Origin of the sequence: Herbaspirillum autotrophicum (assembly GCF_001189915.1) — a bacterium.
GTDB lineage: Bacteria > Pseudomonadota > Gammaproteobacteria > Burkholderiales > Burkholderiaceae_D > Herbaspirillum > Herbaspirillum autotrophicum.
On record NZ_LFLS01000052.1, the window covers coordinates 1 to 12,676 of the forward strand.

Annotated in this window: 15 protein-coding genes; 4 read left to right on the forward strand and 11 right to left on the reverse strand. The window is 57.3% G+C overall.

Translation table 11 applies throughout. From position 1 onward, the window contains the following. From AKL27_RS25395 to AKL27_RS25410, 4 genes are all read right to left on the reverse strand, one after another. On the reverse strand, positions 1-480 hold a 480-nt coding region (locus AKL27_RS25395; RefSeq protein ID WP_157057102.1), incomplete at its 3' end, for a hypothetical protein. Positions 481-624: 144 nt separating this feature from the next. Next, positions 625-1,635, reverse strand: coding sequence for a FecR family protein (locus tag AKL27_RS25400; RefSeq protein ID WP_050465691.1), 1,011 nt, complete (start codon positions 1,633-1,635; stop codon positions 625-627). 4 nt (positions 1,636-1,639) lie between these two features. After that, complete coding sequence (locus AKL27_RS25405; protein ID WP_050465692.1) at positions 1,640-2,185, reverse strand: RNA polymerase sigma factor; 546 nt, start codon at positions 2,183-2,185, stop codon at positions 1,640-1,642. A 7-nt stretch (positions 2,186-2,192) separates the two neighbouring features. Next, a complete protein-coding gene (locus AKL27_RS25410; protein WP_157057103.1) occupies positions 2,193-2,948 on the reverse strand; it encodes a secretin and TonB N-terminal domain-containing protein in 756 nt (251 codons plus the stop codon). Between the two features lie 232 nt (positions 2,949-3,180). Here AKL27_RS25410 and AKL27_RS25415 point away from each other — a divergent pair, with 232 nt between their 5' ends. Then, positions 3,181-3,783, forward strand: a complete 603-nt coding sequence (locus AKL27_RS25415) for a hypothetical protein (RefSeq protein ID WP_157057104.1) — start codon at positions 3,181-3,183, stop codon at positions 3,781-3,783. 71 nt (positions 3,784-3,854) lie between these two features. On the opposite strand, the gene AKL27_RS25420 is transcribed toward AKL27_RS25415, so the two are convergent. The 5 genes from AKL27_RS25420 to AKL27_RS25435 form a co-directional block, all read right to left on the reverse strand. Beyond that, entirely contained in the window at positions 3,855-4,091 is a 237-nt protein-coding gene (locus AKL27_RS25420; protein ID WP_050465695.1) for a hypothetical protein, read from the reverse strand. A gap of 91 nt (positions 4,092-4,182) precedes the next feature. Beyond that, the gene (locus AKL27_RS25425) at positions 4,183-5,433 is read right to left on the reverse strand and encodes a TolC family protein (protein ID WP_198156090.1); all 1,251 of its coding nucleotides are present in this window, start codon (positions 5,431-5,433) and stop codon (positions 4,183-4,185) included. Positions 5,434-5,587: 154 nt separating this feature from the next. After that, the gene (locus tag AKL27_RS25430; RefSeq protein WP_157057105.1) at positions 5,588-6,394 is read right to left on the reverse strand and encodes a hypothetical protein; all 807 of its coding nucleotides are present in this window, start codon (positions 6,392-6,394) and stop codon (positions 5,588-5,590) included. Between the two features lie 294 nt (positions 6,395-6,688). Continuing rightward, on the reverse strand, positions 6,689-6,901 hold the full coding sequence (locus tag AKL27_RS28000) for a hypothetical protein (protein WP_157057106.1): 213 nt from the start codon (positions 6,899-6,901) through the stop codon (positions 6,689-6,691). Between the two features lie 10 nt (positions 6,902-6,911). Beyond that, entirely contained in the window at positions 6,912-7,301 is a 390-nt protein-coding gene (locus tag AKL27_RS25435; RefSeq protein ID WP_050465698.1) for a hypothetical protein, read from the reverse strand. 192 nt (positions 7,302-7,493) lie between these two features. Between AKL27_RS25435 and AKL27_RS28820 the strand changes: the two genes are divergently transcribed. Together AKL27_RS28820 and AKL27_RS25445 are read left to right on the forward strand one after the other, a co-directional pair. Continuing rightward, positions 7,494-7,823 (forward strand): DUF4166 domain-containing protein, encoded by a 330-nt coding sequence (locus tag AKL27_RS28820; RefSeq protein ID WP_083439297.1) that lies wholly within the window; start codon positions 7,494-7,496, stop codon positions 7,821-7,823. Positions 7,824-8,128: 305 nt separating this feature from the next. After that, positions 8,129-9,535, forward strand: coding sequence for a phenylacetate--CoA ligase family protein (locus AKL27_RS25445; protein WP_050465701.1), 1,407 nt, complete (start codon positions 8,129-8,131; stop codon positions 9,533-9,535). Positions 9,536-9,612: 77 nt separating this feature from the next. Here the strand turns inward: AKL27_RS25445 and gfa are convergent, their stop codons facing one another. Both gfa and AKL27_RS25455 read right to left on the reverse strand, forming a co-directional pair. After that, positions 9,613-10,191 (reverse strand): S-(hydroxymethyl)glutathione synthase, encoded by a 579-nt coding sequence (gene gfa, locus AKL27_RS25450; protein WP_050465702.1) that lies wholly within the window; start codon positions 10,189-10,191, stop codon positions 9,613-9,615. A 111-nt stretch (positions 10,192-10,302) separates the two neighbouring features. Continuing rightward, complete coding sequence (locus AKL27_RS25455) at positions 10,303-11,409, reverse strand: S-(hydroxymethyl)glutathione dehydrogenase/class III alcohol dehydrogenase (protein ID WP_050465703.1); 1,107 nt, start codon at positions 11,407-11,409, stop codon at positions 10,303-10,305. Between the two features lie 206 nt (positions 11,410-11,615). Between AKL27_RS25455 and AKL27_RS25460 the strand changes: the two genes are divergently transcribed. After that, positions 11,616-12,656: a GlxA family transcriptional regulator gene (locus tag AKL27_RS25460; RefSeq protein WP_050465704.1), complete on the forward strand. Its 1,041-nt coding sequence runs from the start codon at positions 11,616-11,618 to the stop codon at positions 12,654-12,656. Positions 12,657-12,676: the final 20 nt, after the last annotated feature.

Consider the following 12,676-nt stretch of genomic DNA (forward strand, 5'->3'; position numbering starts at 1 on the left):
GTCAGCCACCGTTTGCACCGGGCCGTTGGCGTTGTACCAGCCTTTGGTCAGGCTGTTGGTATCGACTACCAGACCGCCAGTGCCGAGACCATTGGGAATGTTGCTGCCAGCCGCAATCGCCGCTTGTCGGGCCGCAGCCTGCGCCGCTTGCGCGGCTGCCAGTGTCTGCACTGCCGCACCGAGATTGCCAATCGAACGCTGCAATTGTGCAGCGGCTTGTTGCTGCTGCGCCAGCGGACTGTTCAGACTCGATACCGGCTGGCCGTTGGGCAAGCGACCGGTAGCAGCGACACTCGCCTGCACCGCACTCTTGGCGCCGAACCAGGCGCTGCTGAAGGCTTGTTGCGCATGCGCCGCATTGAGTGCGCCACTCATGGTGATCAACACGGCAATCGCGCGCGTCAGCGGCGCCAAGGTAAATACTGGTGGCGGCGTCGCCGCAATACGTTTGCTTGCACCAACTCGTGTACGTTTGTTCATTCCCGGCCCCGTGAAAAGATTTGCATTGGCATTGCTGCTTGCTGTAGAGACGGGTGTCGCCGGAGATGACCGACAACGGGAATGAAAAATTTTTAATGACAATTTGATGACAACCGATGTCACCAATTTCTTGCCGGATCCGGTTCAGCTCAGCAACACGATACCGGCCGGCAGCGTCGTCACCTCGGCGCCATAGCCGGTACGGATCAGCGCCACCACATCGGCCATCTGATCCAGCCGCACCTGGGCCTGCACCCGGCGCCGGCCGAGGTCGGGATTGGTGACGATGATCTTGCCCGGACGATAACGATTGATTTCTTCCACCACCGACACCAGCGGTGTGTTGTCGAACACCAGCACACCGTTGCGCCAGGCATTGAGGGTGCCGACCGCAGTCGTGGCAGCGGCCAGTTCGGCCGTACCGGCGCCATAGGTAATTTGCTGACTGGCCTCGGCGCGCAAGACACGGCCAGCGTAATTGACCTCGATCTGACCGGTCATGCAGGTGACACAGGCTTGCTTGCCGCTGACCCGCACATTGAAACGCGCGGCGCTGCGGGCATCGATGCGGCCACCGGCGGCCAGCACCGTCAAGGCCGTGGTCGCCGGCAATTGCATTTGCGCTTCGCCGTTGAGCAATTCCAGCGTCGCCGGACTGCTGCCGGCGCCAACGCTGCCGCCACTGTCCACCGCTTCGCGCACCAGATTGAGACTGCTCTGGGTATTCATGGCAACCTGAATCTGGCCATCGAATTGCAATTGCCGCTGCTCGCCGGTGGCGGTACGGTAATCGGCATTCATGTCGGCCAGCCCCGGCCACAACCCGGCCGGTGGCCGCCATAGCATCCAGCCGGCGACGGCGGTTGCCAGCGCACCACCGAGAAAGGCACGTCGTGCCGGCCGCATGCGGCGTTCCGGCGACGGCTGCCGCAACGCCGCCGGAAATGCTTGTCCGGCCTGCTGCGCCGCACTCCAGACCCGGGACACCTCGGCCATCGCGGCGGCATGCGCCGCGCTTTGCGCGCACCAGCGCTGGTAGGCGCGGGCATCGTTGGTGGTGGCCTGGCCCGATGTCAGGCGCACCAGCCACTCTTGTGCTTGTGCCTGCAATACCTCGTGCCGGGTCTCCGGCTGCTGGGAATGTATCTGTGCCATGGTGCTAAGACTGTTTTCCGGCGCCGGGACCGAACCGCTGAATCACTTCACGCCCCATCCGTTCGGCGCAATGCACCAGCGCCGCCTTGACTTCACGTTCGACGATGCGGATCGACACATCGTACATGCGGGCAATATCCTTATGCGGCATTTCTTCCACGCGCGAGGCCAGGAAGATCGCCCGCCGCCGCGCCGGCAATTCGGCCAGCGCCCGCTGCACCGCAGCGATATCGTCACGCGCCTCGACAATCCGTGCCGGATCATGCGTTTCATCGGCGAAGTGCAGCAGTTCTTCGACTTCAACAAAATTGAGCAGACGGCCATTGGTTTCACGCCGGTCCTCAGCGATATTCATGGCAATCCGCAACAGATACGCCAGCGGACTCTTGATCGGACCGGGATCATTCATGCGCTGCACGCGCAGCCAGGTTTCATGCAAGACGTCGTCGGCCACTTCTTCCGAACCAAAGCGGCGGCGCAGGCGCATCCGAAAATCGGCATAACCGGAGACCAGCAGTTTGCGCAACAGTGCAGGCGTATTGTCTTCCATCGCCGCCTCAGAAATCGTTGGCCGCAGGTACACAGACCTCGGCCACGCCATCGGTGCGCGGCAGCAGCAAGATTGCCACCGGCTGTACCGCGTCCTCACGGGACGGCCGTTGCACCAGGGTCGACAAGGCCTGCCGCAAGGCTTCATCGCGTACAGCCAGACCGGTGCTGGCCAGCAAGGCGCTGCGCCGGATCACGCCGGCCGGATCGATCCATAACTGAATCAGGGCCCGATACGTCCCGGGCCGGGTCTGCGGCGACTTGCACAGGACTTGTTCCAGCATGGACTGAAGCGCGCGCGGATTGGCAAGCGCCGGCAGTTGCCCCGGCACCGGGGCAGCATGGGCAGCGGTGCCGGCGGCAACGGCAGCGCCGCCGCGTGGTATCAGCGTAAAAGCGGTCGCCGAAATATGCCGCACCTCCAGCCCGGAACCGTCCAGCAACAAGCTCAATGCCTGCTCTGCTGTATACATGCCGTGCAACGCCCTCGATTGCTTGCCGGCAGTCAGCGTGTTATCAAAAAAAACCGTGGCGCCGATGTCATTGGCATAGCGCTGCAAGGCCAGCGCCAGCGGCTGCGCTGGAATATCGAAGGATTGTGGTTGCGCTCCCGCGCCGTTACCGCGTGCCGGCGTGCTCAGCAACAAGACGCAACACACCAGTGCCAGCATGCCGGCGCGCCCGGCCAGACGCAGTTGCGCCGCGGCTGCCGGCAACGGCTGCGCGGCCGGATAGCGAACAGAGAAGGAATGAGCTGGTGGCAATTGGATGCAGCACGACGCCGGTCCGCCGGGTCGTAACGATGTGCGAAAGCGGCAATGCTAGCAATGGTTTATGACCGCTTGATGTAATCGTCGCCGGTGCCGGCAAATAGTCCGCATGAAAATAAATTGCGGTCTTGGCCGCGCTCAACCGTCTAAGTAACAAGCGACACTGAACACAGGCGCGCACCAGAACCCGGCAACAGCGTGTGCGCCGCAACAAGGATTACATGGCATGGTAAAACACATGATCTGGCAGCGCTGTCTGAGCGCCTGCAGCCGCAGTCTGGCGTTACTGCTGAGCGCCGCACCCGGCGTCGCGCACGATACCGGCAACCGTCTCGATCAGGCCCATGCCCGCCCGCCGCTGGCGTGGCGCACGCCATGGTGGCGCTGGCAACTGCTGTCATGGCTGGCCGGTACGCTGTTGGCGCCGACGCTGTGGATCATCGGCACCCTGCTGCTGATCGATGCCCGCAGCGACTATCCTTTATTGTGGCCGGCACTGATGCTGACCGTCGCCGTGAGCAACGGCGTCGCCATTGTGCGCAGCAACCAGCGCCATCACCGCCAGCCCTTCACCCGGCGGCTGACGCTGGCGTGGCATTACCTGGGCAGCAATCTGGTCAGCGGCGGCCTGATCTTCCTGGTGCTGGGCTGGAGTTCCGGCTTCCTGCATGACCTGATGGGACCGCTGTCCAGCCTCAACGGCACACCGGGCTCGCCGGCCATGGCCTTGCTCTGGAGTACGCTGCTGGCATTGCTGTTTTGTGGCGTTTCGTTTTTGCATGCCGGCTTGCTGCACGCAGCGCTGGCGTTTCAGGCAGCGGCCGAGTAAGCCGGCAGGCACACGTAAAAAAGCCGGCCCATGACATGGACCGGCTGACCGGATGGCAACCGCAGTGAATTTCAGACCGGGATCAGAATCTTGTCGATCCAGTCATTGGCAATCACCAGCGCCCGGTCCTTGGCCTGAACGTCAGTGGCAAAGTCTTCCTTGCCCAGATTGCCCGTATACCGGACCTCGCCCTTGCCATCTTCGCCTTCCTGGACGGTAAAGCTTGCTGAAGACCGGCCGCTGTCAAGCAGCAGCGTACGCACAACCACTACGTAACCGCGATATGGGTAGCCTTGATTGGTTTCCATGATGTCTCCTTTGTTCGAAATGGAATCCTACCATGAGGCGCTGACGGCAAGGTGGTGTTGTCGCGATGAGCAGATTGAAACGATGCAACAGCTAGCGGCTCGCTTTCTGTGCAATCCCCGCCCGTCCCAGCACCCCGGCACTGGCCAGCAAACGCAAACGGGCAGCGCGCCAGTCAACCTGACATCGTATGCGCTCTTGCTGTGCGTCCAGCAGCGCCGACTGACTGTTGAGCATTTCCAGAATATCGGCAGCCCCCACATCAAATTTGCGTTGCACGCTCTGCAATGCTGCTTGTGCCGTCTCCAGCAAATTGCGCGATGCCTCCAGATTATTCAGTGCCATGGCAGCATCGGCATGCGACTTGACAACTTCCATCAAAGTCTGACGCTGCACGTCCTCAAGCTCGGCCTGCTTTTGCTCGACCTGCGCTTGTGCTCCGCGCACCTTGTAGGTATTCGAAAACCCATCAAACAAGGGAATATTGACGGCGATACCGATCAGCGCCTCGCGGGTTGATGCTGGGGTCAGCCCCTGATTGGGCCGACCGTTTTGATATAGACTGGCAGTCAAATCAAGCGTCGGCAACCCTTCCGAACGAACCACCTTGATGCGTTCCTGTGCGGAACTCAACTGCGCCTTTGCTGCAATAATTGCCGGATGATGAACTTGGGCCTGCAGCAGCCAGTCATTCAAATCTTCTCGGACATGCTGAACCGTATCTTGCAGGTCGTCCGGCAAGAACAGCGATGTGTTTGCCGGCAATCCTGTCGTATAGATCAATACCGCCAGCGCTTTTTTATAGTCACCATCCGCGCGACTCTTTCCCAGCGTCGCTCTGGCTTGCGCCGTCATGGCCTGCAAGGTATCACTCTGAGAACCGAAGCCGCGCTTCTCCCTGCGCTGCGCTGCCTGTACGGTTTGCTGCGCCAGTTCTTCGTTTTTCTTCCGGATTTGCCAAGTCACCCACGCACTTTGCGCATCGGAATAGGCGCCAATCACCATGATCAATGTCTTTTGCAACACCGCATCGTGATTGGCCAACGCGGCTTCCAGCAATGCCGCTGCAGAACGATTGCTGGCATCGCGGCCGCCAAAATCGAACAACCGCCACGACAAATTTCCATACATCGTATTACTTTTAAGTGTGGTCGATGAGAAGTTGGAATTCGGGTACGTCGTATGATCAAGAACCCTGCTCAGACTACCGTTGATCGTCGGTAAATAAGCGGCTCTGGCTTCACCCAAAGCTGCCGACTGTAACTTGATGGATGCCCACGCACTTTTAGTCGAGGCGTTCTGACATAAAGCGAGATCCACTGCAATTGGCAGTGTCAGCGCCATGGCCGCATCATATTCCGGCGCGCACGCCACGACGCTATCGTCACCCGGCAATATCATTCCGGTATCCAGTATTGGCGGACGCACCAGCCAAGGTAAGATTTTTTTCCTGAGTACTGCCGCTCATGTTTCTTCCTTTTTTTGTCAACAGTTACTATCAGTTAGCTTTCGCAATATTCCACGCATCTATATACGCCCAGATTTGTTGATCTATGCGATGCCAATCTTTCAGATGTTTGACGTGTGCACGCCAAACGACTTCCACCCCTTCATATTTTTTACTGAAATATTTAGCTTGCATTATTGGAAATCTCACCCAATCTTCAAAGGGAGGAAGGAATATTTCCAACAGCAAATACTCATCATTGGCAGCATCACGTTGACCGATGCAGTATTGCTTCCGTCCCATGCCATCAGGCAGCTGCAACATTTCATAACAACGCAGTCCGAATTTTTCTTCGTACGACGTTGAAATAAATGGCTGACTTCCCCCCCACAAACGCGGCAACACATTCGGAACATGATGACCCGCCGCGCCTGGTTCAGCTTCAGCCATTGTTACAGGCGTAACGTCTACAATCGACACCATATCCTCATCAAATTCGTTCCGATAATTGTCCTGGGTATAACCACTAAAATCCGGGAAAAACATTTGAAAGCCGATAAGTGGCATTTGTGGAATATCTTTCAATGGCAACGGAGGGCGTGTCATTTGATCTCTTCCCCATCGATCATATTGGCGCCAGAAAGCATTGAATTGCGGTGGTATCGCAAGAATTAGATTGTCCTTTAGCTTGAACAACGCCGGCCGCCCTGGCCATTTTTTTGCGTACTCACTGTTCTTGTCCAGAATCTGTCCCGGCTTCAATGGCGGCTCCAGCATTGGTGATACTCCTATAGATTGATCGTTGCACGCAGTGCAACCGATACCAAGACTGAGTGCGACGATGCCGAATAGATTCATGTTCAATTTTTTGTTATACGTAGATGGAATCAGGAAATCCGGATGACCTCAACTCGTGTCAACGCTGCTCTGCTCGTTGTGATTTCGAAAAAAATCGTCCTGTTTGACTAGACGATTCCGGCAAGGAGAGAATGTCGTTTGTCACATAAATGTCATAAATTTAGTTCTTATCCCGGTGAATCTCTTTCTCATTTTTGCGCAATAACACCAAAATACAGGGCCTGACGACCGACGCTGCTATCCCTGTGCTCACAGAATTACCTCTACCTAATTGATCCACCTTCCATTGCCGAACTAAACTGTCACCGGATTTTTAAGTCCAGGGGTGAGCACATTTCCTGCGAGATCCTTGATACTCCCCAAATTGCCACTATATAAGACCGTCACACCACCTTTTGCATCGACAGAAATCCGGTCGGCGAGTGCTTTAAGAGCATCAGACGTGTTATATTTTTCTGGGCTATTTCTGAGTAAATCTAATGCTACCTGCGCTGTAATTTCGGACATTATTTCCTCTTTATACAAAACTAAAAGCAATAACAGATTTCCTGTTATCGCTATGTGACCGATACGCCTCCATGAAATCGTTTCTAATTACATCTTCTGGTCCAGACGCCATAATGACTGGCGACAGCCCTACACGAATAGACTCTTTGCTCCAGCCATTTTCTTCAGAAATAAAGTCGAGAGTAAATGTCCTGACACAGCCTTCAACGCCTTTCCAGTAGAACGACCAATATTCGTCTGATGGACATTGCCAATCTATCCATGCGCGGCGCAAGTAGATATCCCTGTCACGATCAATAGACCAATATCTTTTTCCCTCGGCCTGATCTCCGTAGCAGGTTTTCGCGATGTTGTACTTCAAAAACTCTTCATCAGAAATTCGTTCGGTGACAAAAGACATTGCAACTCCTTTACTTGCGATATCTCGCAACAGCGCGACCCCATATCTCCATGTCGCAATTTCAAAAAAAACATCCTTTTTTATTAGACGATTTCGACAAGACCCGACTGTCGTTTTCCATAAAAATGTCACAAATATCCCGACCAACTTCGAGATCTACATTGTCGACCCTGACCGGCCGCATGGAACGCGATACATGAACACTGGACACGCACCATTGGCGGCAAGACTTTTTCCAGCGACCTGACACCCGGAACAGGAAAATCAGAAAACTTGTTGTGCGAACGCTTCGGCCCGTTCAGGTTTGGCATCACACTGTTGGCCGAGGATGAAAGACTGTACTTTGTGGTACGGAACTGGAGCGTGCTCAACATCCCTCTGCCCGCGACCTGGGCTCCTGCCGGAAACACATACGAATTCGAGGAAGAGGGAAAATTCCGATTCAATGTGGAAATCACGCAACCGCTGATTGGCACCATCGTTATTTACCGAGGGTGGCTGGAGAAAACTTTCTTCACGTAAAACTAAAAGCAATGTCAGAAATTCGTTCAGTGACAAAAGACATTGCAACTCCTTTACTTGCGATATCTCGCAACAGCGCGACCTCAATATCTCCATGTCGCCACTTCAAAAATCTCATCCCGTCCGACTAGACGTTCCCGGCAACGCCAGACTGTCGTTTGTCACACAAATGCCATAAATCCCTTCCCATTCCCGACGCAGCCCCAATTGCTCAGATTCGCTCAGATTGGCAAGAACGCCGCCCGCTATACTCGCCGGCATCGTTTGGCGACAACTTCTGTTGCCGTTTTTTATAAGTTCAACAGATGCCGCTTACAGCACACCATCAACACAGCCATGACGCGGCCCCGTCCCTGAGCACCATCCGCAGCGACGTGCCCGGCATTGTCTGGCCGCCGCTCAGCGGCGGCATGCCGGCTTCGCTGCTGGCGCTGATGCATCAGCTGGAAGCCACGCAATGGCTGACGCCGGCGCAACTGGCGGCGCAGCAGGCGCGCCAGCTGGCGGCATTGATACAACATGCAACCGTCCATTCCCCGGCATTTCGCGCCCGCATGGAAAGCGCATCCTGTCAGGCTGCGCAACTGTGTACGGCTGAAGGTTTGCGGGCGTTGCCGGTGCTGGAGCGGCGCGCGGTGCAGTCGCAGCAGGTGCCGTTGCGCTGCGGCGAGGTGCCGGCTGCGCATCAGCCGGTACATGAAACCAGTTCTTCCGGTTCTACCGGTGAGCCGGTGTCGGTGGCGCGCACCGCTATCAATCAATTGTTCTGGCTGGCGTTCACGTTGCGCGAGCAGTTGTGGCATCAGCGCGATTTCCGGCAGACGCTGGCGGTGATCCGCGCCAGCCTGCCGTCGGCGCAGCCGATCACCCAGGCCGACTGGGGGGCCCCGGTGTCGCTGTATTTTGCGACCGGACCGGCGCATGCCATGCTGGTCAGCACGGATGTGAAAGTCCAGTTGGAATGGTTGTTGCGGATTGCGCCGCATTATCTGTTGACCTACCCCAGCAATCTGGCGGCATTGCTCGACGAATGCGAGGCGCGCCGCATCACCCTGCCCGGCTTGCGCCAGATCCGCACCATCGGTGAAAACATCTCGCCGTCGCTGCGCCAGCGCACGCAAGCCATATTGCGGGTCGATATCGCCGATACCTATAGTTCGCAGGAACTCGGGACGCTGGCAATACAATGCCCGGTCAGCGGCCACTATCACACCATGGCCGAGGGCTATATCGTGGAAGTCATTGATGAACAGGGTCAGCCCTGCGCGCCCGGCGAGATCGGCCGCGTGATCGTCACCGACCTGCACAACTTTGCCACGCCGCTGATCCGTTACGATACCGGCGACTATGCACAAGCCGCCGCGCCTTGCCGTTGCGGTCGCGGCTTGCCGACGCTGCAACGGATTGTCGGGCGCGAACGCAACATGGTGCGGGTCAATGGTTCACGGCGCTGGCCGTTGTTCGGCTTCGATCAGTTTCTGGAGATTGCGCCCATCGTGCAGTATCAATTGCTGCAACACAGCGCCGATCTGATCGAGGTACTGCTGGTGTGCCGTGAAACGCTCAGTGCCGGCCAGCAAGATCGGTTGAGCACGCTGATCTGCACTTCGCTCGGCCATCCGTTCCGGATTCAGTTCACCCTGTTTGCCGACCGGATTCCGGCCCCTGCTTCGGGCAAGTTTGAAGAATTCATTTGCCTGATCAGGCCCTGACCGGCCGCCGCAAAAAAGCCCGCTGGCGCGGGCTGTCGAACACGTACTGGCATGACTGCAGGATGTCAGTCGATAGTCTATGCCGCAAACACTACGCCTCTGGACTTCGCCACATGGGTGGCTATCGCATCCATCAATGGCGGCGACAGGCAATCATACGGCGGCAGGCCGAGTTGATTGAGGCGATTGCGCACGGCATCCATATGCGCCGGGTTGGCCCCCGACTCAATGATCGATGACACAAAGGCGGCAAATCCGGGGGCGGCCCAGCCGCTTTCAGCCGACAGTTCGGTATGCACGAAATCAAGGCCATAAAATGGATGGGCCTGATTTTCAATGCGGCCGTACATATGCACGCCGCATTCCTTGCAGGCGTGACGTTGAATCGCGGCGGCCGGGTCGACTACCGCCAGTTTGTCCTGATTGGCGGTGACCTGTACCTTGTCGCGCCCGACCACGGCGATCTGGGCGAACAGTGCGCCTTTCGGTTTCCAGCATTTGGAACAACCGCACACGTGATTGTGTGCAGTCTGGGCGCTGACGCTGACTTCGACTTTATGGCTGGCACAGTTGCAGCTCAGCTTGCCGCCGGCAAATCCGGCTTGGGCGGCAACAATGCCGTGATCGACTGCCGGATGAATTTGGGTGCTGCTCATGATGATCTCCTGGTTGGTTCGGGCATTCGCCCTCGGTTTTTATTGTTGTGGATAGCGATGATGCAATCGCCGGTAGTTTTCAACACGCATCGAAAGCATGATCGCGCCCCCTCAATACAACACCACGGAACGGATCGACTCGCCGCTTTTCATGAGGTCGAAACCTTCATTGATGCGTTCCAGCGGCAAGGTATGGGTAATCAGATCGTCGATATTGAGTTTGCCTTCCATGTACCAGTCGACAATCTTCGGCACATCGGTACGGCCGCGCGCGCCGCCGAAGGCCGAGCCTTTCCATTCGCGGCCGGTCACCAGCTGGAATGGGCGCGTGCTGATTTCCTCGCCGGCGGCAGCAACACCAATAATGAATGACTGACCCCAGCCTTTGTGGGTGCACTCCAGTGCCTGGCGCATGGTGGTGGTATTGCCGATGCATTCAAAGGAATAATCGGCGCCGCCATCGGTCAACTGCACGATGTGATCAACCACATTGCCGACTTCCTTGGGATTGACAAAATGCGTCATGCCGAACTTGCGTGCCATTTCGATGCGGCCGGGGTTGATATCGACGCCGATGATCTTGTCAGCGCCGACCATCTTGGCGCCCTGGATCACGTTGAGACCAATACCGCCAAGTCCGAATACCACTACATTGGCGCCGGCTTCAACCTTGGCCGAAAACACCACCGCACCGACGCCGGTCGTGACGCCGCAGCCGATATAACAGGCTTTGTCGAACGGGGCGTCGGAACGAATTTTCGCCAGCGCGATTTCCGGCACCACGATGTAGTTGGAAAAAGTGGACGTGCCCATGTAATGAAACAAGGGCTTGCCATCCAGCGAAAAACGGCTGGTGGCATCCGGCATCAGGCCGCGTCCCTGAGTGGACCGGATGGCCTGGCACAAGTTGGTCTTGCGCGACAGACAGAATTTGCATTGACGACATTCCGGCGTGTACAGCGGAATCACGTGGTCATCTTTTTTGAGGCTGGTAACGCCGGGACCGACCTCAACCACCACGCCGGCACCTTCATGCCCCAGAATCGCCGGGAAGATGCCTTCCGGATCGGCGCCGGACAAGGTGTAGTAATCGGTATGGCAAATCCCGGTGGCCTTGATCTCGACCAATACTTCGCCGGCTTTCGGTCCAGCCAGATCCACTTGTTCGATGGTCAGCGGGGCGCCGGCCTGCCAGGCAACTGCAGCTTTGGTTTTCATTTTCGGTCTCTTGTCAGGTGAGGAAGTCAGTGTTGGCAATTGTCGCGGATCAACGCCCGCAGATGACAAAAGCGCTGCATGATTGGCCGAAAATGCTGCCATAATGACCCGAATTTGAGGGGTGCCGGCGCGCATCGCGCCGCAGCACAACACCGGTAAACAGTCCCGCTACCGTTCCAACATAGGCCGAACCGCAACCGCTTGCCATGACCGCAGTGAAACCACACACCACCAAAACCATCGACATCATTGTTTATCCGGGCTTCAAGGCGTTGGAGGCAATCGGGCCGCTGTCGGTATTCGAATACGCCAATCTGCATCTGCAACGGCAGCGCAAGAGCAATGGCTATGACGTGCGGATCGCCTCGACCAGTGTCGGCCCGGTGCCCTCCGACACCCAGATGTCGCTGCATGCCAGCAAGGCCGTCAATACTCTGGCGCTGCCGGATGACGCCATCATCGTCGGCGCCCGCCATATCGGCAATGCACTGCAACATGCGTGGCCTATCGTGGATTGGATCGTGGCTGTTCATCCGCAACTGAACCGGCTGGCAGCGTTATGTTCGGGGGCTTTTTTTCTGGCGTCGGCGGGGGTGCTGGAAGGCAAGCGCGCCACCACGCACTGGAGCGTGGCGCAGTTGTTGCAAGAACAATTTCCCGCCATCGAGGTGGATGCCGATGCCATTTTCGTGCGCAGCGGCAATCTGTGGACCTCGGCCGGGGTCACGGCCGGGATCGATCTGGCGCTGGCTTTCGTGGAAGAGGATTTCGGCCGCGAACTGGCGCTCGACGTTGCCACCGACATGGTGGTCTATCTCAAACGTCCGGGCGGTCAATCGCAATTCAGCACGCATTTGCTGACGCAGAAAACCGCGCGCCCGAATATCCGCGAATTGCAAAACTGGATTCTGGAAAATCTGGACCAGCGCCTGTCGGTCACCACGCTGGCGCAAAAAGCCATGATGAGCGTGCGCAATTTCGCCCGCGTATTTCATCAGGAAGTCGGCCAGAGCACGCAGGAATTCATTGAGACCGGGCGTCTCGAACTGGCCAAGCAATTGCTGGCCGATGTCAGTCTGCCCATCAAGAAAATTGCCGCACACAGCGGCTTCAGCGACGACGACCACATGCGCCGGGTATTTCAGAAACGTCTCGGCATCACACCCAAGCTCTACCGCGAGCGCTTTGCCACGACCGGGATTCATGAAGAACAGCGCGCGCCGGTGACGGCCGATGTGCCGCGCTGACAGTGTCGGCAGCAGCGCGG